This window comes from Winogradskyella epiphytica (assembly GCF_003217215.1).
Lineage (GTDB): Bacteria > Bacteroidota > Bacteroidia > Flavobacteriales > Flavobacteriaceae > Winogradskyella > Winogradskyella epiphytica.
In genome coordinates, this window is sequence record NZ_QJTD01000002.1 from 625,877 (window position 1) to 652,269 (window position 26,393).

General features: G+C 32.7%; 14 protein-coding genes and 1 pseudogene. 3 read left to right on the top strand and 12 right to left on the bottom strand.

The window, feature by feature from the left end:
* Window positions 1-147: 147 nt before the first annotated feature.
* Window positions 148-309: a hypothetical protein gene (locus tag DFQ11_RS15165; RefSeq protein WP_158524991.1), complete on the top strand. Its 162-nt coding sequence runs from the start codon at window positions 148-150 to the stop codon at window positions 307-309.
* 26 nt (window positions 310-335) lie between these two features.
* Window positions 336-794 (top strand): DUF305 domain-containing protein, encoded by a 459-nt coding sequence (locus tag DFQ11_RS07985; RefSeq protein ID WP_110475323.1) that lies wholly within the window; start codon window positions 336-338, stop codon window positions 792-794.
* A 354-nt stretch (window positions 795-1,148) separates the two neighbouring features.
* Here the strand turns inward: DFQ11_RS07985 and DFQ11_RS07990 are convergent, their stop codons facing one another.
* Together DFQ11_RS07990 and DFQ11_RS15450 are read right to left on the bottom strand one after the other, a co-directional pair.
* On the bottom strand, window positions 1,149-1,790 hold the full coding sequence (locus tag DFQ11_RS07990) for a DUF6266 family protein (RefSeq protein WP_110475324.1): 642 nt from the start codon (window positions 1,788-1,790) through the stop codon (window positions 1,149-1,151).
* Window positions 1,791-2,157: 367 nt separating this feature from the next.
* Window positions 2,158-2,376, bottom strand: a pseudogene (locus tag DFQ11_RS15450) (DUF6943 family protein).
* 94 nt (window positions 2,377-2,470) lie between these two features.
* Between DFQ11_RS15450 and DFQ11_RS07995 the strand changes: the two are divergent.
* Window positions 2,471-2,662: a hypothetical protein gene (locus DFQ11_RS07995; RefSeq protein ID WP_110475325.1), complete on the top strand. Its 192-nt coding sequence runs from the start codon at window positions 2,471-2,473 to the stop codon at window positions 2,660-2,662.
* 1,290 nt (window positions 2,663-3,952) lie between these two features.
* Here the strand turns inward: DFQ11_RS07995 and DFQ11_RS08000 are convergent.
* From DFQ11_RS08000 to DFQ11_RS08045, 10 genes are all read right to left on the bottom strand, one after another.
* On the bottom strand, window positions 3,953-5,086 hold the full coding sequence (locus DFQ11_RS08000) for a hypothetical protein (RefSeq protein WP_110475326.1): 1,134 nt from the start codon (window positions 5,084-5,086) through the stop codon (window positions 3,953-3,955).
* A 60-nt stretch (window positions 5,087-5,146) separates the two neighbouring features.
* Window positions 5,147-6,319, bottom strand: a complete 1,173-nt coding sequence (locus DFQ11_RS15335) for a PIN domain-containing protein (protein WP_229791250.1) — start codon at window positions 6,317-6,319, stop codon at window positions 5,147-5,149.
* A gap of 48 nt (window positions 6,320-6,367) precedes the next feature.
* The gene (locus tag DFQ11_RS08010) at window positions 6,368-7,054 is read right to left on the bottom strand and encodes a macro domain-containing protein (RefSeq protein WP_110475327.1); all 687 of its coding nucleotides are present in this window, start codon (window positions 7,052-7,054) and stop codon (window positions 6,368-6,370) included.
* A 3-nt stretch (window positions 7,055-7,057) separates the two neighbouring features.
* The gene (locus DFQ11_RS08015) at window positions 7,058-11,629 is read right to left on the bottom strand and encodes a DarT ssDNA thymidine ADP-ribosyltransferase family protein (protein ID WP_110475328.1); all 4,572 of its coding nucleotides are present in this window, start codon (window positions 11,627-11,629) and stop codon (window positions 7,058-7,060) included.
* Window positions 11,626-15,240, bottom strand: a complete 3,615-nt coding sequence (locus tag DFQ11_RS08020) for an AAA domain-containing protein (RefSeq protein ID WP_110475329.1) — start codon at window positions 15,238-15,240, stop codon at window positions 11,626-11,628. Before DFQ11_RS08020 ends, DFQ11_RS08015 begins: the two co-directional genes overlap by 4 nt.
* Window positions 15,241-15,306: 66 nt before the next feature.
* Window positions 15,307-17,406 carry a Piwi domain-containing protein gene (locus tag DFQ11_RS08025; RefSeq protein WP_110475330.1) on the bottom strand — a complete coding sequence of 700 codons (2,100 nt, stop codon included), beginning with the start codon at window positions 17,404-17,406 and terminating at the stop codon, window positions 15,307-15,309.
* 45 nt (window positions 17,407-17,451) lie between these two features.
* Window positions 17,452-20,664 carry a type I restriction endonuclease subunit R gene (locus tag DFQ11_RS08030; RefSeq protein WP_110475331.1) on the bottom strand — a complete coding sequence of 1,071 codons (3,213 nt, stop codon included), beginning with the start codon at window positions 20,662-20,664 and terminating at the stop codon, window positions 17,452-17,454.
* A 177-nt stretch (window positions 20,665-20,841) separates the two neighbouring features.
* Window positions 20,842-22,218, bottom strand: a complete 1,377-nt coding sequence (locus tag DFQ11_RS08035) for a Fic family protein (RefSeq protein WP_110475332.1) — start codon at window positions 22,216-22,218, stop codon at window positions 20,842-20,844.
* 30 nt (window positions 22,219-22,248) lie between these two features.
* The gene (locus DFQ11_RS08040; RefSeq protein WP_110475333.1) at window positions 22,249-24,492 is read right to left on the bottom strand and encodes a GmrSD restriction endonuclease domain-containing protein; all 2,244 of its coding nucleotides are present in this window, start codon (window positions 24,490-24,492) and stop codon (window positions 22,249-22,251) included.
* Complete coding sequence (locus DFQ11_RS08045) at window positions 24,482-26,317, bottom strand: DUF262 domain-containing protein (protein WP_110475334.1); 1,836 nt, start codon at window positions 26,315-26,317, stop codon at window positions 24,482-24,484. The genes DFQ11_RS08040 and DFQ11_RS08045 overlap by 11 nt, the downstream gene beginning before the upstream one ends.
* Between the last annotated feature and the right edge of the window lie 76 nt (window positions 26,318-26,393).

The window sequence follows — 26,393 nt, forward strand, 5'->3', positions numbered from 1 at the left end:
TCATTAACCCGAATGGATTTTTGACTAGCTGATTTAGTTATAACAGACGACACCAAACAAATGGTAATGAGCTAAATATAAAATTATATGGACAACATACTTAAGGAAGAGCACCTTAAATTAGAGTAATATTAATTAAAAGATTTTATGATGACAAAAGATAGAGAAAACCCGAAAACAGAACATAAAAAAAAGTTACATCAGAATGCGACTGATGAAAAAGGAGCTCAAAAGAAAGACCATTACAATCAGTATGGAAAACAAGGTGAAGATCGTAAAAGACGTGGTGCAGCAGGAAAGGACGATTAGCCCTATTTAACGTAATCCTAGAAAGTATGAAAAAGTCAAACTACACAAAATTTATTTTAATGCTGGTATGTTCAGCAATTTCGATGTACGTGACCATGTATTTTAACACCTACGAATTTAGTCACGTCTTTTTTAGTTGGACAAGAATGTACATGACCCTTATTGGCATTGGAGGTATGGCCATTATAATGTTCCTATTTATGCGAAACATGTATAGCAACAAACTCAAAAACACAGCAATCATTGTTGGAAGTGTATTGCTCATGGTCATTTCAACCTATTTAGTTAGAAAACAGATATCAATAGATGACGTCAAATGGATGCGAGCAATGATTCCACATCATTCTATAGCTATCCTCACTAGTGGTAGAGCAGAATTAAAAGATCCTGAAGTTAAGGAATTAGCAAATGAGATTATTATAGCTCAAGAAAAGGAAATCGCAGAGATGAAAAAAATGATTAAGCGGCTTGAGGAGAAAGATTAACATTCACAAATGAAACTACACATCAAAGGACTCTTATAAGTAATTGAGATTTTATATCATGTTATGGTCAAAAAACTCAATATATAATCGATTAATTCCTTCACCAGTCAAAAATTGTAAGATTATTTTTCTCGAAAAAATAAGAAGATATCTAACGGGTCTTATTTACTTTCCGATACAATATGTTATCAGTCATTGATTATCAGCCACTTAACTAATGCCAGACACGTCTTAGCAACAAAAAGCATTGATTTAAAGCTAATTAAGAACTAATGATAGGAAATTTAAGATATCTAAATATAAAAAAAACCGCCCTCAAATGAGGACGGTTTTTAAAGAAAACGTAAATCGCTATTAAGCAACCGTTACTGAACCTAAATAAGTACTATTCGCCACTTTAGAACCATCTTCTGAGACAAACGATAAGAACACCTGTACATCTTCACCTGTGTATTCAGAAGGCACAGTAATACTTTCTAAACCAACTGATCTTGCAGGTCCAGCAGTTGTAAAAACACTTTCTCCTCTGACTGCATTATATAGTAAGATTAATGCTCTGTCAGTAGCCATTGCACTACCACTCGAAGAGTTATCTGTCCAAGTTACATCTACTGTTGCAGCATTTGGGGAAGTAGCTGCTCCTCCAAATGCTCCTGTAAGATTACCACGTGTAACCAATGCATTTGCATAATCAATGGAATAGTTAGAGTATGCGCCTGTTATTCCATTGTTCAAATTGTAAGACATAGCAGCGTTGAACTGTGTCATTTTGTTTGCATACAATTTAAAACCAACACGTAAGAAGTCTGTCATTGTTTGCAAGAAGCGAAGCACGGTTGAAAACTTTGAACGCTGATCAACCTGACCTTCTGTTCTTGGGTTCGCTACACTGGAAGGTTTAATTCTTAGGTAATCAATGCCCTTCCATGATGCACCGATTACATTCCCTACTTGACCTGATACGCCACCGAGAATACCTTGATTAATTATTCCCATATTTTCTAATATTTTTAGGGTTAAACAAATGTTCGGACTTGGCACGGACTTGTCTCGGCTTTGTCCTAATATTTATAATATACTTCAATATATATGCAATAGTTTCGTCAGGGGTTCTGTTGCCTTTATTTGCTCTTTATTTCTTATAAAAATTTGATTTTATGACATTGACTATAATTAATTCACTCCTGTTTTATTCATCGACTTATATAAAGATTTCTTTTTGGCAAAATCAATAATCTTCAATGAGGGTTAGATTTTTTCACTAATTGATTACTAATTTTTTTTAGATAGTTAATTGACTGGTTAAATAACTAAAGGATATTTTTTTGTAATACATTCAGTACCCCGAAAATGATTTTTAAGATTAACTAAGTATAAAAAATTGAATTAGGGAGCCTTTAAGATATAAATGGAATAATTTAGATTTCCATAATTCAAAGGAATGCCACCATATAAACTCTTAATCGGTTTCATTGATCGTAATGCAGACAAAGCATTTCAGACAAGTTTCATTTAAGGACTGTACTCTACTCAATCCTTTATTTAATATAAAGTATTGGATTTCAGAATAAGTTCTCAGCAGTCAGTGGCTTATGACAGGAAATATTTTAAACTAATTAACCACAAAATTTTGTTCCCTTTTCTTCTCATTTATTTTTTCAAAAGAGAAAAGAAAAATGAAAAAGAAAGCACTTTTTAAGGCGGGTATGGCAGGGTTGTCAAGGTTTTTGTTGAAAATACTACCCGTAGGGTGGAGATTTTCATCAAAACCCATGGGGCTTGACCTTTACAATCCGTTAGAGCAGTGGGCTGGTGCGTACCCGACTATTTTTGCTGTACTCTTTTTATATTTAACCGTTTACGAGTAAAAAAAGAGCCTCCTAGAATGGAAGCTCTGATAAGGTAAGCTCTAACCAAAATAGGCGAACTGTATAATCTACAACACCACAACGGACAATACCCACAAAAAATGGACTACCTGACAACCGAACGCCCGCTAATAACCACCGGTTACCACAACGGACAGAAAAAAATGTTTTATACATATTGATACTAATTAAATTAAACATAATACCACATCACAGGAACGGTGCGATTGGTGCAAGGGCTGTGGAAAAAAAATACTACCTATAAGGTGGAGATTTTTTTATCCAACAGGCAAAGCGCACCCTTGCGACTCTCGCATCCGCACGCCTGTACCTTTGTTTTGTGTTTGAGTTTTTTATTACTTAAAAATGTAATTCGGTATAATTCTGACTGTATGAGATTATATTAATTGAAGCTAAACTTTAAAAAAAGGAAACTTATATAACTTTCTGTTCCATGAAAAATTCCATATTGTAACGTTAGTCAAATCGTGCGTAAACGCAGGTAAAAACAGCCTTGAGCTAATCGGCTGGACAATGGCTGCAAATAGTGAGGCACGAACGGTTTGCGGACATTGGACAAGCAACGCGAGCCGCCTGCGAGTGGAGCAAGGGTGGTACAAAAGGCAACCCTTTTTAGGGTGGTTTGTAGCTATGTGTGAAGTGGAACGTAGCCTTTTTGTAATTTTTATTTACACAAAAAGGCGGAGCGCAACGGAACTTACACAAGGCTTACCGCTTTAATGGCCAGAGCGATAGCGGAGGCAAAATAATCAACTATAAGCCGCAGCCCGCAGCGACCTGCAGGCGAGCAAAATTATGGGTAGTGATTGGATTTTTTGCGACTGACTGAAGGAACGTAAGGAAGTGGCAAAAAAGACAAAGGAACTACCGTGACAACTGACAGAGGAACGCAATAAAAGTGACAAGCTGCGTAGCTTTAGCGAAGCACCCATAGGGCATTGCAGCTCTTTTTTTGACATTTAAAAAATTGAAGTCTTCCAAAAAATGTGCTGTAATGGCTTGGCGATTTTATTTGCTGACGACCGAAGGCGGAACGCCGCTTTACCTGCGTTCCTAGAGGTTAATGATTTAACTAAGTTGTTGTGATTTGTTGCACTGAGGGCAAAGGCAAAAAGCATAGGCAATAATGCGATTTTACTTTAATTGAAACCCCTAATGCTTATTCAATTATTGCTTATGCTGCGGGGAACCATAGGCTCTTGCGATTGAAGGAGTGTAGCCTGCGGAACGAAAGAATGAGTAAGTGCCGGAGGTGGGGCGTTTGATTATTTACCAATAGCTTCGTTTCTTCGGTTTTAAGGTATCTCTATCAATATCATTAAGAAGCGGGACTTCTCTTTCAATAAATGGATCATACCAATCTGCTTTTTCTTTTGCCCAATTGATCCATTCTTGTTTTTCAGGATTTAGGGTTTTGGATTTGATTGCGTAATCTTCAAATTCTTGAATGAAATTCCGAAGATATTGGGATTTTTGAAAACGCTCTGCTGATTTGAAAAGGCCTTCAAAATTGGCTAATTCTTCATCTTTTTGTTTTTGAAGCGCTTCTTCTATTTCTCTTTCTTCATCGCGTTTCTTTTGTCGGATAGCATTTTCTATAGAGCGTTGTTCGTCTTCTTCTCCTTTGATTTCTAACCAGGCTAGAATATCGACTAGACGATCTTCTAATTTTTTAATTTTGCCATCTGACCATTCTTTTATTGGATAGCTGTGATCGATTTTAAGACATATATTTCCTGTGGGCTCAAGGTCGAAGGTATCATAGGAATATGAAGTTTCTCGTTTTACTCTTTTACTTTTTTCAATTAATCTTATGGAATAGCTCTGCCCTTTAATGATAACTTTGGTATTGTATTTATTACATTCTATTTTATGGCCTCGTTTTTCTATTAGCTTTAATAGAGTATCCATAAACCGAAATGCTCTTGGATATAAATTATTGGCCACACTTATACTTAGCGCCTTTGAACTGTCTACATCGTGGCCCCAACCTCCTTTTTTTCTTGCAATTTCTACTTGCTTGTAATATTCTTTTGTTGATTTAATAAGGTGGTGTGGATTGGATAATTGCTCTGGGACTGTGATGTTTAATCCAGCTTGTAGAATTTCCTTTTTTCTTAATGCTAATTTTGATAAGGGATTATCTCCAGCATAAAGTTGCGGGTTGGTTTTCTCTAATGATATTTGAGGATTATCATCTTGTTTAGGAAGTTTTGTTTTTACTACTTTCTTGTTAAATTTCAACTTTGACCAATAACCTGAATTAGGCAATGGAATATTATACTTTTTACAAATCTTACGGATTCCATTATCTGAAAAGCCATATTCCTTTGCGATATGACTTACTGGCTTGCTCCAAACTAAATCATACAATTCTTGTCTTGTAAAAGTGGTTTTTGCCATAGAATATAAAGGGTTAATTCGTTTGAGTTCATTGTTAAGTTTAAGCTTACAATTGCAGTTTTAACGTTTTCTTTTTTGATTAAGAAAATCCTTGAGTGTAATAGTTGTGATTTTTAAGCCTTTTGCTTTTACCTGTAATCCATTATCTGAAGTTAAAATAATTGGATTTTCAGATTTGAATTTTAAAGCAACAGATAAAATTTGATTGTCTGGAGACCTTTTGTTAAAATCAATCGGTAATAAAGATGTATCCGATATTTCCATTCTTAAATTTCTGATATCTAAATGTCCGTTTATTGACTTTAATGCTTTCTGTACATTTCTTTTTCCTTCGTTATCTAATTTAGACTTTAAATTATCTAATTCATCTATAACTTTAGCAGACAAGATTACTGGATATTTCTTGTTGATTTTGGATATAATATCTGGATAATCTATAAAAACGTTTGTATCAATTATATAAAGATTTTCTTTATTTTTTTTGATTTCTTTTTTTGGCTTTTCAAACTTGGAAAGGTCAATTTTACCAAGAATTTTCACATCCACATGTTTTGTTTTATTTGGCTCCACCAACTTATGATTACTTTCAGTATGATTATCGGAATACTCACTTATTCTTGAATAGAGTCGATTATATCTCTCTTGAAATATAGCACTAAATACAAGTAAATTAGTTTTTGAGCAATAAGATTTTAAACCATTTTCATATTCAAAAAGATGCTCTAAATATGGAAGTCCTCCTGCATCCTTTGTATAACTAGCAACATCACATTGATAGTACACAGATAGTAAATAAAAAAAGTCTCTTAATTGTATTTTAGTTTTTTTACTTTCTTCTACAATTAAAGAAAATATATCTTCCAAAGGAATCTTATTTTCCATATACCTGCCTATAGAGCTAGTTCGTAAAAGTGCGTTATAAAAAACTAAATTATCATCGGAGATATTTAATTCACTTTTATGTTTTTGTATTTCATTAAAAGAATCATGATATTGGTTGTATCGGTTACCATTTTTATATGAAATAGACTTTCCAATATCATGTAATAGTAAGAAAGTAATAAATTCTTCGATTTTACTTTCTGGGAATTTTTCAATAAAATACAATTGAAATTGGTTATAGACATTTAAGGTATGCTCTTTAATTATATAATGTCTTACTCTAGCATTATATAAAAGTTTGAAAGCAGGTACTTTATTACAAATATTATTAAGTCTAATCTCTCCGTTCATTATTTTAATTTAAATATTTTATATTAATCATTTTAGCTTAAAAAAAATTTATTGCCCATGGTTTCGATCTGAGTTATTTAATACATAATTAAAAGCTTTCTCTAATGTTTTATTTCCAATTCCTTTATAGTTTGCTAAAGCTATCATAGAATTAACTTCATCTAAATTTATTATCTCAGTAATTTTTCTAGCATACTGAGGCTGAATACCAGTTTCTTTTTTTACTGCCTCGGGATTTAACTTATTCCATTTTGATTTGAATTCTTGGAATAAATCATCCTTTGCGTATGGATCATAATTGTAGATTTCTATTTCAATTGAACACTTTCCTAAATATTTATCCATTAAAGATTTGACTTCGTTCGTATCCAAACCACCGTTATGAGTACCTAACAAAGGAAAAGCAATTGAAGTAATACCTTTTTTCTCATATGTTTCAACAAATTTTTCTAATCCTAAAACAATCCATTCTATTTTACTCGGGTACTTCCAATGGAACTTTGTTGGAAAATTTAAAATCCATGGTGCATTGTTCTGTTTATTATATATCCAAAGGACTCCTGGCTTAATTAACTTATTATTACAATGCGCTTTATACTCTTTATACATTAACGGATATCTCAATTTGTAAACTTGCGCAATTCCCTTACCCATAACACCGACACAATTGACAGTATTCACAACTGTTTGGCACTTAGAATTAAAAATATTTCCGTTTATATATTTTATCGCCATATTTTAATTTTTATAAATTAACCAATCTTTTTTGCCTAATGAGGTATCTACAAAATACACTTCAATAGGTTTAATTGTTCTAACAAACTTAATCTTAGGATATGCTAAAATTTCAGAATTTGTTTCTTTTTGTATGCATTCTGTTTCTAAAATTTGTAATTCTGTCAAGCCTTCACCTTTAATCGCAAAATAAGCACTACCTCCATAATCTGAAGCAATTGAAATTTCAGAGTCAGTTTGAGTTATGTGTAACTCTCGGTTTTCCCTGTGAAATACCCCCCATTCTGCTGAACTTATTTTCTTAGAAATAGGATCATCTCCTAGTTGAGATTTAAGAATTTTGACGTGTTCATCATCATAACATAAAATTTGAAATGAATCTAAAGTTGAAAAATCAAATTCGTCTTTTATTAGAAATTCTTGCTGTGCATATTGTTTGTAGTTTTCATAGTCAGAAGCTCTAGCATATAAATGCAATACATTTAAAGAATTAGGGTCATCTGAAACTTTTCTAATTTGTGAGCTATTAGATTGCATATTACCCGTGCTATAATAACATTTTTTAGGCATTTTCATCAAAACCTCCTTTAAATCGAATTTAAAAAATATTGGAATTGGACATTTAGGCAACCCCATTTGCTTTGCCTTATTATAATATGACTTCCCATACGGTGTTGTTAGTGAGGTATCCCACCCTAAACATTCATTATAAAATTGAGTTGGTGTTTTAGGTCGGAAATAAAATCGAGCAAAATTATGTGCCGTATTTCTCCTTTCTACAAGACTCCCTGCGGCATCCGAAAAGCTCCCTTTTCCTTTGTTTCTGCTCATTATTTTTCGCTCTTTGATAATACTTACAGCATTGAATAAATGAGTAAAATGATAAATAAACGGCTCTCTATCAAATTTTTCTAAAAAATTTACACAATTAAATTCTTCTTTATATTTACTTAAAACCGAATCTAGACGTTCAATTACTAGAGGATTTTTTCTTAATTTTTGCCAATCCCACATTTCGCGATATCTACCAATCAACTCGTTTGTAAATTGGATATTCATTGAACTAGATACCTGTGACCAATTTAATACATCTTTAAAAGGTTCTAATAATTTTTCGGAGATTTCAAAATCCTCTCTCTCACATATTTTAGCCCAATTAAGTTTATTTTTAAATTGTGTGAGATTTTCATGTGACAAAATAAATTTTTTAGAATCTGAAATATAATCCCAATCTAGGTAATCTTTATATTTGTTTAAAAAAGAAATATCTGAAAATTCAACTACATTATTTTGAGTTACAAACTCCCAATTTAAAAGCTCTTTATAATCCCAAAGTACCTCGATTGATAATTGAGGATTTTTTGAAATGTAGTTCCATTCTAACTTCTTACTTTTTAATAGTGATAAAACATTTACATTGGGCACAAACGTTTTATTTTTGGAAACCAATTCCCAATCTAAAGACCTGCTACTTAAACTTCTAATTAAATCTTCATTAAATTCTAAATCTTTCCGCTGAGATATTTCTTGCCAATTCCATTCTTTGTCAAATAACTTAATGAACAGTTCGTTTGAAAACACGATATCTTTTCTAAATGATAAATTTTCCCAATCCCATTTCTTGTCTTTATGTTTACATATAAAATCAAGGGAAATCTTAATTGAATGATTATTCGAAAGTGATTCCCAATCCCAATTTTTGTGTATTAAATCATCTATTAACTCTTCTGAAATATCAGAGTCTGTACGTTTAGAAAATGATTGAAAATCAATAAATTCAACAAACTCATTAAACCTCTCTCTGAAACCACTGTCTTTTTTGAAACAACTACTGTTTTCTGATAAATATTTCCAATCCCAACGAGACGATTTTACTTTTAAAATAGATGTGTTCCAATTAATGCTATCTAATTTTGATAAAGACTTGAAATTCCATTTATAGTTTTTTGTTTTAAGCAGTTTAAAAATTATATCAATCCAAACACCATAACTAAATAAATCTTTATTCCTTCTTAATGACTTATTTAGAGAATCAGAACTCGAAAAGGCATCCCAATTTATAATATCAAAATTCTCATCTAGATAATTTAATGGATTAAAATCTGGTAAATTGTAAAAATAGTTGTAATCCCAATTAAAAACTGTCTCATTCGAAGTTTTAGAAACCAATGCACTTAACTCCTCATATTCAAACTTTTTTGTAATGAGTTCCCATAGATAAGCATTAGCTTCTTCTTCATAAACTGAAATACATGCAGCTATTTCTGCTAAGATTAAAACATTTAAATCTTCTTTTTCTAAACGATCCCTTAATAATATTTGCCAATTCCAATAGCTTGGATAAACAGATAAATTACTAATTATAAAATGTTTGTCAGCTTCTTGTGAAATATAATTCCAATCCCATCGGTCAACATATAAATCCAACCTGTCCAAAACCTCATTAAAATCAAGATTTTGGGTAAGATATTTCCAATCCCATTTATCAATCCAATTTTCATTACCTAAGGACTCTATTTTTATTGTTGAACAAAAACGTTTTGTTAAAACCTTCCAGTCCCAACTTAAATTAATATTCTTTTGAATAAATTCTTTTGAAATTTTTTCTGTTACTTCTGACCATTTATTTTGATTGTCTTCAAGAAATTTTAAAATATTTGCTTCTTCAAAAATTAACTCCAAGGATTCCCCATTAATTTCAGTTAACAGAATATTAAAATCTAATCTATCTTTATATTTCAATACAAAAGATGCATCATTAATTAACTTAGTATTTGAGGATATTAAATGCCAATTCCAATTAAACTGACTAAAAGATGTAACTATCTGAGTGCTTGAAACATGTGATGACAAGAAGTCTAAACCTTTATCAGTTGTAATCTTTGTATGATATTTATTAAATAATTCATAAGTCCATTCTAAATATGGATTACATTCAAAGCCTAAAGCATACTTACCACTTTTCCATGTCAAATATCCTGTGCTTTCTAATAAATCAATTAAGGTTGTTGACCACACATAATTTAATTGATTTGGAGAGAAACTGCTGAGTTTATTATCTTTCTCATCGGTTAGCACTTTTTGCACCTCATTAGAGTTACAAAAGGAAACAACATGGTCTTCTGATTTAAATGCACGATTTAAAGTCATTGTAAGATTTAGATAACTACTAAAACTACTTATATTTACTAAAATAAATGGTAAATCATATTCCTTTGAGATATATGTCCAATTCCATTTTTTTGATGGATATTGTTTAATTAAAGGTTTAACACTACTAATATTGTTAATTGTTAATTCTGAAAGCTCAAAATTTATCTTATCTATGTTAGACTTTATGTACTCAAAATCTAATTGAGGCATTATTACATCCCAATCCCAATCTTCATCCTTCAAACTAGGGATAAGCAATAACATTTTAATAACCTCAATATTTAGATCCTCTTTTGAGGTTATTACTTCAAAGTTCCAGGGATACTTGGTTGCATTTTGAATTAAATAACTGTCATCTATACGTAAGGATAAAGATGTCCAATCTAATTCTGTAATAAATTCAGTCAAATAATTTTTCAAAGTTTCAATTGGGCATCTATTTGAAATAGAATACCACTGATTTGCATCAGCTTTTTGAGCAATAAAATCAAATAATTTACCATCACTCCAAACCAAACGTTTATCCTCTATCAGCGAATCTAGTTCTACTAAATCTTCAAATGGAATAATTGTTTCATAATCTAATTTAGCATTAGGATCTTTAATTAATTTCAAGTACAACGCCCATTCTATTTTTTTTTCCTTTTGTTCTTTATTTTCAGAACTATGTAACAATTCCGTTGCAGGTATGCTTATAATGCCTTTATGAAAAATAATAGGAATATAATTTCCTTCGTTTTTATATAAACGAATATCTACTTGACAACTATCAAAACTAAAGTGACGTGTTTCCTCTGAATAGTAAATAAAGTATTCCTCTTTAGACTGTAATTTATGACGTTTAATCAAGTCAGTCTCTTTAGCAGAAAACACTTCTTCAACATTTAGGTTATTATAATCAAGTATTAATTTATTTGTCACATCAGAGTATACACCTATTGCTGAATTAAATGGGAAAAACAGATTTTTAAGTGAATTAATAGGTTTGATATTTGAGTTTTCAAACAATACTTTTTTTCCTGAGTAGAACCTATATTTCTTCCCTTTAATTAACGCCTTTTCTCCTAGCTTTGATAAGACATAACTATTGTCAATATAATTAACTAAGCCCCAACTCATAACTTGTTGGATTAGCGCTTTATAAACTTCAAGCTCTGCTTTATCTGCATATTTCTTAGGAGTTACTTGATAGTTCTCTACCACATTAAACCCTAATATCGTAGCAAATCGTACCTCATCAAGAATGCCTCCATGCTTACTAAGAACTGAACAAGCTATTTTATCAATATCTTCAATTTGAAATTCTTCATAGAAAAAAATATTACAGGTAGTTCTTTTTAAACTCCAAGTACGAAATCCTTTATCCTCTTCAATTGAAGCATAAATTAATTCTGCTTTATCTTTAATATCTTTCCAATTCATTTAGTTTCGTATTTTATTATTTTACCATTAGGGTTACTAACAATCGATTGGTAAACGTTATCGTAAATTTCCATTTGTCTAAACAACTCACTATTTCCTACAATAATTAATAAACGTTTAGCACGCGAAAGGGCTACATTTAATCTATTTGGCGATTTTGCAAATCCCAACTCCTTTTGCTCTTGGAACCCTAAATCTCCATAGATTGCTTTGTCTGGTTTTTGGTTTTTGTCAGTTGCAATACGATTACTACGTACCATTGATACAATTATAATATTACGTTCCATACCCTGAAAACGATCAACAGTGCTGACACGTAGAGGGATATCATTAAATTCTTTTCTTAAATCTTTTAATAAACGAATTTGTTTTCCATAAAAACTTATTAATCCTATTTGCTGGTCTTCCGGGTTACTCCAAAATCTTTGATAATTATTAAAACTTTCAGAATTACGAAATTTAGTTAATATGTCCTTTATTGCTTCTACTTCACCATAATTAACTCTTGAAGTTCCATCTAATAACTCTGGTGAGTCCGTATCAATCCATATAACATGATTATCTTTTGACACTAAACCATCTACTTCAATCCCGTGGTATCGAGATGCAGGATTTGACATATCTGGATCATTAACCCCTAAATCTATTGGCTCAATTAGTCCACATTGTAAACCACCATCACTAATGTAGAATTGTTTTATGACTTCATTAATATCAGGGTGCATTCTATATTGCATATTAAACACCCCTCTTAAACTGTCATCTATTTTTTCAAATAACCGTTCAAAATGTGAAATCTCTAATACATCAAAATGCTTGCTAGCAAAGTTTTTTAACTTATTGATTTGCTTGCTTTGTTCATCACTATCTACCCTGTCTAATAGGAAGTCGAAAGACATCATAAAGGATTCTTTGTCTAACAGAGGAGGTAATTGTCTATGATCTCCAATAATAATATTTTTCTTACCATAAATAAGAGGCAAAGAAAGTTCAGCTGGAGTTGCTTTACTAGACTCATCTTGTATTACCGTTGAGAACTTTAAATCTCCATTGTACAAAGTATATTCTTTACCTTCTCTATTAAACCTTTTCTCTACAGAACCAAATATTTCACAAAAGCTCCTAAAAAAACTTGTAGGATTAGCACGTGTATTATTCTCTCCAATGGAGCTACAGGTAGCACCAATTACATTACAGTTATTCACATAAGCAGTGTAAAATATTTCTCTAGTATTTTTGGAAGGGTTTGATAAAAAGTTTTTCCACAATTCATTAATATCTTTATCTATTTGGCTTTCTTCAGTACGTTTTTTAATATTATCAATCCAATTTAATAAAATTAATTTCTGAGGTAAACATTCTTCATCCTCTGTTGCTTCATTTTCATTTATATCAATCGAGTTAGTCTCCACCCATCTCTTCATAGTTTCAATAGAAAATTGACGCCCTTCAATTTCTAGTTTGTCTTCACTACCAAATCGAATAGGTTTCACTAAATTGTGATAATCATTAACAATCCTATCTATTGCATTATCAACAGCTAAATTAGTTTCTGAGGTAAGTAATATCCTTTCTTCAGAATCTTTACGAATATGTTGCCAAATAATTTCAGCTATCGCAGTTGATTTACCAGTACCAGGAGGCCCTTGAATTAGTGCTAAATCTTCTGCAAGCAAGCTTTTTATAATTGCTATTTTTTGTGGTTCATTAACTCTATTATTCATTAAATGAGTTTCTAAATCTGCATAAGTCTGACTATTACAATGAGTATGAGACTCAATGTCTTCAGTTATCTTAGCTTTTGAAGCATCAAAAATAAAGTCCTTTAAATTAGGGTTTTGTAGGTTCTTCCCATTTACAATATTATCTAATGAATCCTTTAAACGATTAACCTTCTCTATATCCCCTATTAAATTCGGCTCAATCGTATCAATAATTTTTCTCTCAAATAATGTCTTATTTTTTTCAAAAAAATCACCTGAAATATCAAAAATCATTTCAGGAAAATTAACTCGAATTAATCTGCCTAAATAATTTTCATTTACATTAAAGTCAGACCCTCTAATTTCTTTTAATGCAGATACTTGCGAATCCTTTTTAGCTGAAATATCTACATCAAGTCTATATTTTTCTTTATCCTTGTCAATGTTATACAGTCCCTTTTCAAAATTACTTGAGTCTATTTTATCAAGCTCAGATTGAATCATATCTTTTAGAAGTATTGCTTGCTCTTGTGATTGATACTCTTGATAAAAATAAAAAGTTCCTTTTTTATTGTTTCGTATCGTTTTTATAGATGGGAATTTTTCCCGTAACATGTTTTCTGTTTCATCTAACGATACATCTTGTATTTGAAAATCAATATTACATCTATGATTATTGAAAATAGATAAATTTAAAAACTGACATTTGTTGCTTGTATCTTCTAGTAAAGAATTTAAATCTTCATTTCTCCAATCGAAATCAATACCGATAGTCTCCATATTATCACTTACAGAAACTGATTCTGAAATCATGGAATTGAAAACTTCTTGACGTAAATCCTCTTTCGAATACTCTAATGAAGGTAAGAATTCTTTTGTGTACTTAAATATATCATAACTATAAATGAATTTTGATTCAAAACGGACATTCTCTGAACCAAAAAATGCGTTAAAAAACTTTATTAAACGTTTATACTTTATACCTAGATTCCACTTCTCATCGTTATATGCTGCCATCATATAACTATTGCTTGCTTTAATATTAAGATTGGTATGAAAAACAAATGAATTATTTTCCTTAATTAATTTAGGCAAAACATAAGGAGATTCTTTTCGAATATATTTTCCAACCACACTTGAATCTATATAAAATATAAAATCATAACCTATTAATGTTAGGCCAAATTCTTTATTAAGTCTTTCAACGAATGCTTCCTTTAAATATACATTAGATATTTCAATAGTTCTATTCCAGGTAACATTACCATCGTTATGTATAGAGACCTTAGATTTATGTATTGCTGATAAAGAAGGAAGACTTTTTTTTATAAAATATAACGGATTAGGATAAACGGGCATTATTATACTCGATTGCTCTGGAATTTGAATATTCAAATTTTCATCTGAACACATTTTATTTAACAACTTCAAATCGTTAATAGAAATTTGCAACCTGCCATTTCTATCAAAATCATAGTCAAAATTTGATTTATCCAAAATATCCTTTAAATCACTAATAGGGGATTTTAGTTTATTTATATACCCATCAATAATTGGATTTGGCAAGAATTCGATAAAGTTTGCCGCGGCCTTCTGTGATAATTGACTTTTTAGCTCGAAACTGACTTTAGATGAATGTTTTAAATCGACACAAAAAAAACCTCCTATAATATCTATATCCTTTGACTCAATATTGAAATGTTTTTTTATTCTTTCCAAGAACCTATCCGTTTTGTCATTCTCATTGACTTTAAGAAAAAGTTTTTCACCTACTATTTTTGCTGATTCTGGAATAATACTTACAGGAACAGAACGTAGTTGTAACATTTGCTCTTGAACATCTGTATGCACTTTCCATATATCTTGCATAAAATTCACTTTCCCTCCTTGCTTTCTATTTTTAATCATAAGTTTTAAGTCAGCTTAATTATTTGATTAGGTTTTGATGTTTTTAAGATAATTTAAGTCCTGTATTCACAAAAACCAAAGGTTATCTTTTCCAAATTCGGGTATTTCGTTGCCCTCGAAGTGTGGGAGCATTTCTGCAACCATTTCAGGGTACTTTATGGTCACTGGTAGGTTTTGTTGGCGTACCGATTTCCAATACATTCTACTGAATTGATATACTTGGTCTATTAGTTCTCTAACTGTTTTTATGTCGTCTACCAATTCCTTTTGAGTACACTCAATTTTTAATTTTATTGGGAATGGGAAACCATCATAAAAATTGAAATTGTTATTGCTGTACCTGGTGTTATTAAACAATAGGAATTTGTTGTAACCAATATTGATGTATGTTCCGCTTAATGGCATTAAATCTTTCCAACTTACATCAAATGCTACAATATCTAATGATTCTGTTTTATTGATTGAAACAATGAACACTGGTATTTCTAATCCTAATCGTTTTAATCCCATTTCTATGGGTTGTAACTCGTCTCGATTCATTGTCTTATAGAAATGAATTACCAAGCGTTTTATATCAGGATTTAGGTCCGCATAATCCTTCACGGACTTAATAATGGAACCCGCCAATTCTTTTATCTGGTCTTGTTGAAAACATTCAAACCGATTAAATCTACCATTGTTAGAAAAACTGAATGCACTTCCTATGTATTTAATATTAAATTCAGGGTTCTTAAAAGCCCCTACTCCAACTATTAATTCTTTCTTTACTGTATTGTCCAAACGCCAAGGAATACCGTTTAATTTGGCTAATATGGCTATGGCAATGTTAGGAAGGCTGTAAAAGTATTTTTCGTTAGAAAGTACTTTTTCTGCATCTATTACCTGAGAGGAAATTCCTTTTTTGAGTAATAACTCTTTTACTTTGTAGTAGACTTTTCGACTTTCCTTATCTGAGGTGTTTTTAGAAAAAGGACTAATGTAAATGGCTATATACTGGATATCGGGTTCAAAGTGCTTTTCCGTTACTTTTTGGTAGATTTCAGAATAAGGATTTTCTCTGTCCTCAAACATTATACTAAAACCTTTCTCGGTGTGGTAAGGTGTATGAATGAATTTTGATAAGCCTCCAAAACCTCTTTCAGTACCTCTAAAAAAACTATCCATTTTCTTAGCTACCTTAACATCATCTTTATGAAAAATGAAGAAGAAATGAATTTTTGAAGTATCGCTAAAATCAAAAGGACCGTGATTTTTCATACCGTTCATTGGAACAATATCGGTTTTACCTTCTCCAAACAACAACTGGTTGCTATTGCTTTTAACTCTACCCAATCTAATTTCTTCAACAGGTATATATCCATTTGAATGGATAGGAATAAGCTTTTTAAATTCCTCCGTGTTTAAGTAGGTTTTGTAAAAGAAATCAATAGCTGCTTTAAACTTTATGTACTTGTTGGATTTATCAGGTGCTTCCGTGGTTTCACCCAAAGCATCCCGAATGTCAAAGTTCCAAACAGGAAATACTTTGTGGTAAGCTCTTTTACCTGCACTTGGCAATTCATCAAACTTATACAGAGCATTTTCAAAAATTACCCAATTAAAAGCCTTAGGAGAAACAGACTCTTGTAGTTCTTCAACCGACTGTTTATAGACTTTAGAAGTTCCTCCTGAGGTTACAAGTAACTCCATTTGTTTGGTTACAGTTTTATACTGCACTTTTAGCGAATAGCGGTCGAATAGATTAAATTGTCCTGTTTTATCGTACTTCTTACTTGGTAGCCAAATTTCTGTATCGCTGATAAAATTAGGCTTAACTAAAAAGCCTTTAACTTGGAAATATTCGTGTATACGTGCGTTATAGTAACGTTTTAAAAGTGAAATTGACACACTTGAATTGTGTATTCTATATGAGCGTTGCTCACCGTTTTCATCTTCCTTTATCTCATAACTTGGACTAACCGCCTTAGTAACTGGATAAAGGCCTTCTACCGCTTTTGTGAATGATGTGTAATAATGTTCCTGTTCTCCAAACTCCTGCATAACCTCATCAGGAACTATGCTATGATAAACTCTTGTAAGTTTTTCATCTTCTACATTGGTAAAGTAGCATGTTAGTTCATTTTGGGGATGGGCAAAGGCTAATATGTTGAAACAGTGATTTTGCATAATTACTCATTGGGTTTTATCAGATCATATATCAGTTTTATATTTCTATTTTGTTTTGCTATGCTTTTTAAAATTTTCAGCTTGTTCGAAGATTTCTTTATACACTTCATCTCGTTCTACTGGTGGATAGCCGTGTTCATCTAACAAAAGTATAATACCCACTTTTAATGCTGATTTTATATCCTCTCTTTTGTTCCAATCTGGAAACTTGGCTTGGCCATTTACTAAGTCTTTTACTGCTTTCGCTAGATTTATTAATTTATCTTCTGGATAGGAAAAATCGTATTTAGTACATAATTCTTTTAGAATATCATAAAAGGCTTTTTCTTCAAAATCAATCCCTAAATCGTCACCGGATTTAAATTCTTTATATACATCCCAAATAAGATTAGTTAATTGTTCTGCCATATCTTCATAAACCTCACTTCTTAAGATGTCATTTTCATCGCGTTGATTATATCTTTGAACTAGAAATTCCATTTTCTTAGAAAAGTCTACAGCTTTAACTTTATTGACTTTTTTCATTTCACCAATAGCTCGAGCAAGTAACTGTTGTAGTAGTTTAATTTTTGTGTTAGGTAGTTTGATCTTATCGATTTTAGCTAAGTAATCCTCATCAAAAAGGTCTTGTTCCTTTTCTGTTTCTTCGCCCATTTTAAAGATTTCATCTACACCATCACTTTGTAAGGCATTTTTAATCATTTCCCTTACTTTGGCGTTCATTTGAGCAGTGTCTGGTGCATCTCCTGTGGTTAGCTTAAATACAATGGATCGAACCGCTAAATAGAAATGCGTGTAATCTCTTTCTTTCTGTGTTAGTTCTTCACTACCTGCGCATATATCATAGGCCGCTTTTAGCCTTTTCACTAAGCCCATAAATCGAGTTTCCATCTCTTTGGTCAACTGTACAAATTCAGCGGCCGTATTAAGTGTATTCAATTGTTCTAACGCAGAACCGTTAAAGTATTTTGAGGTATCAAATTTGTGAAGAAGCTTCGCTAATAGGTCTAAATGGTTTCTTACTACAATTAAGGATTGTTGTATATCTTCAAAATTATCTTTATCTCCCTCTGAGTATTTTTTAAGGGCTAAATTCATTTGCTTTTTAATACCAATGTAATCTACCACCAAGCCTTTATTCTTGCCTTTAAACTTGCGGTTTACACGAGAAATGGTTTGTATTAAGTTGTGTTGCTGAATTGGCTTGTCTATGTAGATACTATCTAAGAAAGGAACATCAAAGCCTGTTAGCCACATATCAACGACAATAGCTATTTTGAAATTTGATTTTTCGTTTTTGAATTGCCTATCTAATTCTTTACGGTATTCTTTAGTACCTAATAAATCATATAATTCTTTGGGGTCGTCTTTACCACGAGTCATTATCATTTTGATACGCTCCATAGGTTTGATTTCCCTCTTATCTTTATCTGAAAGCACTGCACCTTCTTCTGCAACTTTTACTTCGTTCCATTCAGGTCTTAATTCTAAAACATTCTTATAAAATTCATAAGCAATACTGCGAGAACTACTTACAAACATTGCTTTCCCTTTTATGGTAGCTCCCTCTGTAACTCGGTTTTCGTAATGGTGAACAAAGTCGGCTGCCAATTCTTTCAGTCTGTCCGGGTCGCCAAGAATGGCATTCATATTTGCAGATTGCTTTTTACTTTCTTCTACCTGGTATTCATTGGCTCCAGCTTCCGCAGCTTCTTCGTAATATTTCTCAATCTTTTCTAACTCGCTATTCTGTAAAGCTATTTTTGCTGCTCTACCTTCATACACAATACGAACAGTAATTTCATCCTTAACCGATTCGGTCATTGTGTAGGCATCTACTACCTTACCAAATACATCTAAAGTCGCATCCACTGGTGTTCCTGTAAAACCGACATAGGTTGCATTGGGTAACGAGTCGTGTAAGTACTTGGCAAAGCCATAAGACTTTTTTACACCTTTTTCGGTAACTCTAACTTTTTGGTCTAAGTTGGTTTGACTTCTATGTGCTTCATCAGAAATACAAATCACATTGGTGCGTTCTGTCAATAACTCAATATCTTCTGTAAACTTGTGAATGGTGGTTAAGAATACACCACCACTTGCACGACCTTGTAATAGCTCTCTTAATTCAGCTCTGCTTTCTACGCTTGTTATCGTATCATCACCGATGTAAATTTTAGCATTGGTAAACTGTCCTGAAAGTTGGTCATCTAAATCGGTACGGTCTGTAATTAGAACGATTGTAGGGTTTTCAAAATACTCACTCTTCATCAATAGTCTTGTGAGATAGAGCATTGTATAACTCTTACCGCTACCAGTAGCACCAAAGTATGTTCCACCTTTTCCGTCTCCTTCTGGTTTTTGAGCTTTTTTAATATTGTCGTATAAAGCTTTTGCGGCATAGTATTGTGGATAACGACATACTATTTTCTCATCTTTTTTAGACGTATCGGGTATGTAAATGAAGTTTTGAATAATATCCCTTAATCTGTTTTGGTGCAGCATTCCCTGAATAAGGGTAAACATACTATCGATGCCATCTACGTCTTTAGCTAAGCCTGATATTCTACGCCACGCATAATAAAATTCATAGGGTGCAAAAAATGAACCTGCTTTGTTGTTTACTCCATCACTTATAACGCAGAATGCATTGTATTTAAAAAGCTCTGGAATATCTCTTTTGTAACGTGTTGTTAACTGTACATAAGCGTTATGGATGGTGCAATTCTCTTGAATAGCCGTTTTAAACTCAAACACTACCACTGGTATTCCGTTGATGTAAATAATACCATCAGGAATACGCTTTTCTGTGCCTACAATTTCAAGTTGGTTAACAAATTTGTAGATGTTATTGTCGCCATATTTTTCTTGAGGTTCGGCTACTGATAGAGTATCTAAGTTTTTTCCTTGAATTTGACGGTCTAAGCCTGCATAGTCAATTAATGATACCCAAATATCCTTTTGGTTACGGTCTTCTCGCTTTAGAATAAAGCCATCAGACAGCCACTGGATTATTTTTTTATTGGTTTCATATAAATCAGAAGCAGGTAATGTTTTTAGCTGCAATACAATGGATTTAGCCTCGGTAAGGGTGAGTCCTTCTTTTTTGTATTGTGTTAATAGAAACTCGATTATATCTTCTTCAATCAACACTTCTTCGGGCATACGGCTAATAGTATTGCCCAAATAATGTGGATAACCTTCATTACCCAATAACTCTATAAATGCTTCCTCTAATTTTGCTTCTGTAAATTTCATCAATAATGGTTAATTCTTAATGGTTAACGGTTAATGCTGGCTTTCTCTGTAGAGCCAAATCTTGTACCAAGTTTAGTACCAACCCATCTACCAACTTATCTACCCACCTTAGTATTAAGGTGAATATTAATGTACCCTGCTGGATATTTCTGTTCGCTATTTTGGTAGATATTAAACTCATTTTATATGTTCTTTAAGTTGCTTACCTTTTGCTGTAAGACGGTATTTTTGCTTGCTGCTATTGGGTTTATCGGGAATGGTTAATTCTATAAGCCCTTTTTCAATAGCTGGATGCAAGTAGTTTTGTCTGAATGTATGATTATGCGATAAATTCAAGAAATCCATTAATTCACTTCTGTTGTGCTCATTTATCATAACAGACAACAAGGCTTTGACTTGGTCGGTAGCTTGGTCGGTAGCTTGGTCGATAGCTTGGTCGGTTTCTTGTTCAGGTACTTGTTCGGTAGTGTTGACCGGTTCTGCCGATGGAAAGACCATACGCAGGAAATTAGCGGAGAACTGAAAGCATTCTTTACCATAGGTTTCCAGTATTCTTGGGATTCCCGAACCTAATTGTTCTACCAAGTCCACGTCTTTGAAAACTCGCATTAACTCCTTGTTGCGAGGAACGGAATAGCCTTCAAAAAACTCAGATTCACTCAAGCCTTCGGGTAAAGCACCAGCTGAAGTAATTTCTATACGGTTCTGGAATATTTCAAACTTGGGAGCTATTTCTCGCGTATAGTCGTTATGCACAAAAGCGTTGATAATAGCTTCACGTAAGGCAATACCATTCCAAAGCCTTTTTTCTAAACGCTCCTTACTGGTAATTTGGGTAAGGGTACGGTTTTCCAGTTCTATTTTATCGAGTACGCTTTTGGTGGCTTTAATGAGTGAACCATAACCGTATTCATTGCTTTCAGCTAAATCTGCACGGGTAGTGCCTTTGTATTTTGCGACTTTTACCGATACATTGTTTTCGTCTGCCAACAAATAGCCTGCGTAATTAATATCGCCCTGTGGGGTAAGCAGCTCTAAATTCTTTTTAAACTGTTGGTTGAGTGGTTTGCGTTTTTCTTCGTAATAAATACGCAGTTGGGCAAAACTAAGGTCTTGTCGGTTCGCCTTTATTTTACCGATAGAATTACGGGTACGAGAAGCGAACAATTCCTCAATCATTTTTTGAGGCATAGGCTCTGCCGCTGTACCAATACGTAGGTAACAGCCTTTTTCGGTCATTCCGTATTTTTTCTTGAAATAGGGTTTTTCGCTACCGCTCGCCACAATGATTTTAATGATAGGCTGACCGTCTTTTTCTTCTGACACCACATCAAACAAGCCCATAGCGGAAGGAACGATGTTGTTTTTAATGCGGTCTTTTATTTTAAGCATATCGGCATCCGGGTCTGCTACACCAAGGGTGTTGCCGTTTTTATCGATACCGATATAGACCAAACCGCCCTCGTGGTAGTTTAAAAAGGCTACCACTTCTTTTTCCAAATCTAAATCTTTGGTGAGTTGTGCTTTGTATTCTATGCGGTTGGTTTCTGTCATAAAAAATAAGTTTTTTTATAAATTGGGTTTTTAATATTGATTAATGATATACTTGATACACTCAATTAATCTTACAACTCTATCTTCTGTATCCAACCCTTCAGCATTTTGCTCTATTTTTAATATGCCTTCTTTATCAATCACTTCATTAGCTATAAGATCATCATAAATTGGGTTTACAGCACCTTCTGTGTTTTCATTGTTAATAACAAAATGATTGCTATCTCTAACGATACTTAAAATGTTCTTCTTGATTTTCAGAAAGAGTGGCTTGTCGTATTCTCCAAGTGTTAGTTTTTTGGTCTTAATCTGCTGATTTACTTCATAAAAAAACGGACACCAGTTAAAACCATTGAATTGCTTTTGACGCATCTTATTAAACACATAATCCTTTATTTTCCAGTAGTAGCCTCTATTGCATTCCCATCTAAATGAAGGATATTTGATAAAGTAATATTTCCAATCCTTAGGCTTTTCTTCGTAAGCTGCAAGTTCTGTGCTAATGTGTTCTGCAATATCTGTATTAGGATTTTCTGCTAAGAAGTCTAAGCACTTCATCAGTACTGGCCGAGTATGTGAAAAAATATCTTTCTTCTTTCCGTAACCTGGTGTCGTGAAAAACTTTCTAATGACCTTCTTATTTCCTGAAAGAATATTGTACCAGCCTTCTTTTCTCTCTTCATTACCGCTATCGTGTTGGGTGTAGTCACCAAAGCAGAGTAAGAAATTAGCTGTATTAGAGAAGTCTTGAATTAGTACATCTTCATCAAAGTATTTTAAGAACTGAGAAGCCCTATCCTCTGTATGGTCGTCCAATTCAAATATGGATATGTTACCTCTAAAAATGTCGCTATCCTCTATACGGTAGAAAGTATCAAGAGATTCTCGGGTTTGGTAAAACGCTTCTTTCTCTTTTTCCTCTTGTATTTGGTCGGTTTTAAATCTCTTTAAGGCATCAAAATCAAAACTCAGTAAGAAGGTTTCTAATTCTGTGATGCTTTCTACCAAGGTTTCTCTACGTAACTCAAATTCTGAATTTGCAACAAGGTTTCTTACAATTCTTAATTTCCGAGCAAAGTCTTCTGTTTGGTGGATGTTTTGGAATAAATAGCTATGCAGTAACAGTTGCTCTGGTAAGCTAAAACCTCTATCCTTATCAAAGTACAGTAAACAGCGAACTAATAAGTTATGCTCTTTATGAGGGAAGAATAATCTTGTTTTATCTTCATTAAAACTGGCTTTATCGAAATAAAAGGTATTCCTCCAAAAATCAGGATTTATCTCATTGCTAAGTACCAAGTTATCTAATATGGAAAAGAGCTCTTTTACATTATCTATGTTACCGTAGATACTTTTAAGCTCTTTAGAGGATTCTACAGTATCAGAGTATTGTATATCATTTTTAAGACCTATAACGTAGGTGATAAAGTTGAAGAGGTTTAAGAAGCTATTGTCCACTAATAAGGCAATATCTTTCACATTCTTAGCTTCCTCAGTTTCTAAGAGTAGATTCCAAATACAATCAAACCAATCTTGGTCAATTTGCTTTTCAAATTTTTGCTTTAGTTCTTCATCTGTAATAATCTCAGAAAAATTGGCTTTGAAGTATTCAAACTCGGTAAGAGGTTTACCTCTTGAGTTCATTTTGATGTACAAATCATCGGATAATTTGAACTCACTTAATACCAACTGATACATCTCAAAAGGACAGTTGTCGCCTTTTAGAACCTGCCAAGTATCTTCCAGACCATAATCATCATATCGAAATTCAATATCATCTAACACGACAAGCATTGCTTGAATGCTTGGGTCAAAATCCCAAGTTTCAAAGTACCAGGATTGGTTTTTAATTTCATCTGATATACTACTACTTGTGAATTGAGGATTAAAAGCTATTAGCTTTTTGCAAAATATGGTGGTGCTATGCCTTGTCTCGTAAACAAAGTTTTGTAGCGTTTCTTTTTCCTCTTTAGGTACATTTTCCTTTGATGTAACAAACCAATACAACAACCATAATACAGTTAGTCTTTGTTGGCCATCAATAGGTGAGAAGATTGGATTATCATCTTGTGTTTTGTTACCATATATAAAATCTAACTCTAAGTTTTTATGTGTGACTTCTTCTTTGTTTTTAATAATGGTATCAAAAATGGCATCTAAGAAATCCCTTCTTATTTTACTGGTGTTTTTATCTGTTCTGCCTTGTGCAAAATCTCGTTGAATGATTGGTATTTCAACTTTATCGGCTAGTATGTTTGTAAATTTAAGCTTCATTGAGTACTGGTGTTTTGTTTAAATAATGGTTTAAGCACTCGCCAATTTCTTCTAAGTGGTTTTCTCTTTCCACTTTTGTCCAGATGGATGATTGAGCATAAGATTCTTTTTGATAATAGTTTAGAAATACTCTTTTGGTTGCAATAGGAATAAATGCACCTTTCTTATCCATCTCTATAATTTTTCTTCGCTTAATTTCGAAAATGGAATTACTCAATGAGATATTTTCTGTTAGTCCTAAAAGAGCCAAGTTTTTAATATTGTGCAGATACAGGTTTTCATCTTCATCATCTTTTGGAAGTATTTCTATAATGGATGCACTTAAATCCTGAAACTGAGCATAGGTGTATTTTTCTCTATCAATGGTTTTGGCTTGCTCAATGATTTCAGCTGCTTTTTTAGTATTGGTAGTTATTGAGGGAAGCACGTTTAAGTGCATATCTAACCAAGAGAACCATTGCTCCCTTTTGTTCTCATTTATGCCTATGATATTTTGAGCGTGAATATGCTCTAAGCTCTTATTGATATTCTTGTATATTTCAAAAGGGAAGAAATCGTTGTTGTTATTATTCTTTCGCGTAAGCTCTGTATTTACCAATAACAGAATTTCTATCAGCTTTTTGTGGTCGTTGCGGTTGTCGTAACTTAAATCGTCCCAATCGTTAGGAATACTCTCTGCTATTAAACGGTTTATCTCTTGCTCAAAAAGGTCTTTGTCATTCTCTTTTTTAAGCTGGATGATATCCATAATGTTAGTGCCAATAGCAATGAGGTAACCTACCTTGTGATAGTAATTTTTATGAGTGTACCAGTAACTTAATGAACGGTATATTTCTTCTATACTTAACCACTTTTCCCAAAGGGATTCTGCATTCTCTTTATCATCAAAGAAGTGTATAAAGCTGTATAGATTGTCTTTGCTACTATCTTTTTTCTGAGTCGCTATATCAAACAAGTATTCTATTTTGGAAGCATAACTATCCATCTTTTTATTGGATATGAATGCCCAGAATTTAGGGTTGTTGAGGTGGTTTTCAATCTCATCCCATAACTGTATAAGTTGGGTACGTCTTTTTACCTTTTCTTGCTCTCCAAACTCTTTGAAGCTTTCTTGATTTACAAACTTTGCCTTGATTAGTTCTGCACTATTCAATGGAATTTTACCTCTGTTAAGTCGGGTAAATAGTTCTTCACTTTTCTGTGAGTTATCGTTTATTTCGTACCAAATAATTTGCGTACTCCATTCTGGCATTATGGTATCACCTTCTGCATCTTTCTTTACACTCGGAAGTAGCGTATCTAAAAAGTTGTTTTTATCGGAACGCCCTTCAATCTTACCACTATTTTCAAACCAATCTTTAACAGTATCATAGGCTTTACTTAGGTAATACAAATCAGGTTTAGTGAGATTACTTTCTGTTTGATTTAAGAATTGGCGTGTTTCTGGTCGTGTTTGGTATTCTATGGTATAGATGTCTTCTTTATATTCATCACTGAATTTATCTATTCGTAAGTGTTCTATCCTCAGATACGTTAGGATTCTATGAATAGTGGTTAATCTTTGCTGACCATCAATTAATTCATAACCATCAACAGTATCTCCATTTTCTGAAACCCACGTTTTTTTACGTACCACTATGGGTTGAAGGCAGTAAAAGGAATTGACCTTTGCAGGGTCTTGTCTGTATTCCCAAATATCATTGAGCAATTGGCTTACATTGTGGCTGGTCCATCTGTAACCACGTTGGTAATCGGGTATATAAAAATGAAGCCCCAATAACTCGGTGATTGTTTTTAGTATGATTTGATTTTCCTGTTTGCTCATATAAATAGCTTTTCCGAATTAGAATTAAATAAAAAACCCTTGTATATCAGTATATTACGGCATTTTTCCGAATTAG

Excerpts from the sequence above, each read along its gene's own strand:
- DFQ11_RS15165 (WP_158524991.1), top strand. The coding sequence starts at position 148 with ATGATGACAAAAGATAGAGAAAACCCGAAAACAGAACATAAAAAAAAG.
- DFQ11_RS07985 (WP_110475323.1), top strand. The coding sequence starts at position 336 with ATGAAAAAGTCAAACTACACAAAATTTATTTTAATGCTGGTATGTTCA.
- DFQ11_RS07990 (WP_110475324.1), bottom strand. The coding sequence starts at position 1,790 with ATGGGAATAATTAATCAAGGTATTCTCGGTGGCGTATCAGGTCAAGTA.
- DFQ11_RS07995 (WP_110475325.1), top strand. The coding sequence starts at position 2,471 with ATGAAAAAGAAAGCACTTTTTAAGGCGGGTATGGCAGGGTTGTCAAGG.
- DFQ11_RS08000 (WP_110475326.1), bottom strand. The coding sequence starts at position 5,086 with ATGGCAAAAACCACTTTTACAAGACAAGAATTGTATGATTTAGTTTGG.
- DFQ11_RS15335 (WP_229791250.1), bottom strand. The coding sequence starts at position 6,319 with ATGAACGGAGAGATTAGACTTAATAATATTTGTAATAAAGTACCTGCT.
- DFQ11_RS08010 (WP_110475327.1), bottom strand. The coding sequence starts at position 7,054 with ATGGCGATAAAATATATAAACGGAAATATTTTTAATTCTAAGTGCCAA.
- DFQ11_RS08015 (WP_110475328.1), bottom strand. The coding sequence starts at position 11,629 with ATGAATTGGAAAGATATTAAAGATAAAGCAGAATTAATTTATGCTTCA.
- DFQ11_RS08020 (WP_110475329.1), bottom strand. The coding sequence starts at position 15,240 with ATGATTAAAAATAGAAAGCAAGGAGGGAAAGTGAATTTTATGCAAGAT.
- DFQ11_RS08025 (WP_110475330.1), bottom strand. The coding sequence starts at position 17,406 with ATGCAAAATCACTGTTTCAACATATTAGCCTTTGCCCATCCCCAAAAT.
- DFQ11_RS08030 (WP_110475331.1), bottom strand. The coding sequence starts at position 20,664 with ATGAAATTTACAGAAGCAAAATTAGAGGAAGCATTTATAGAGTTATTG.
- DFQ11_RS08035 (WP_110475332.1), bottom strand. The coding sequence starts at position 22,218 with ATGACAGAAACCAACCGCATAGAATACAAAGCACAACTCACCAAAGAT.
- DFQ11_RS08040 (WP_110475333.1), bottom strand. The coding sequence starts at position 24,492 with ATGAAGCTTAAATTTACAAACATACTAGCCGATAAAGTTGAAATACCA.
- DFQ11_RS08045 (WP_110475334.1), bottom strand. The coding sequence starts at position 26,317 with ATGAGCAAACAGGAAAATCAAATCATACTAAAAACAATCACCGAGTTA.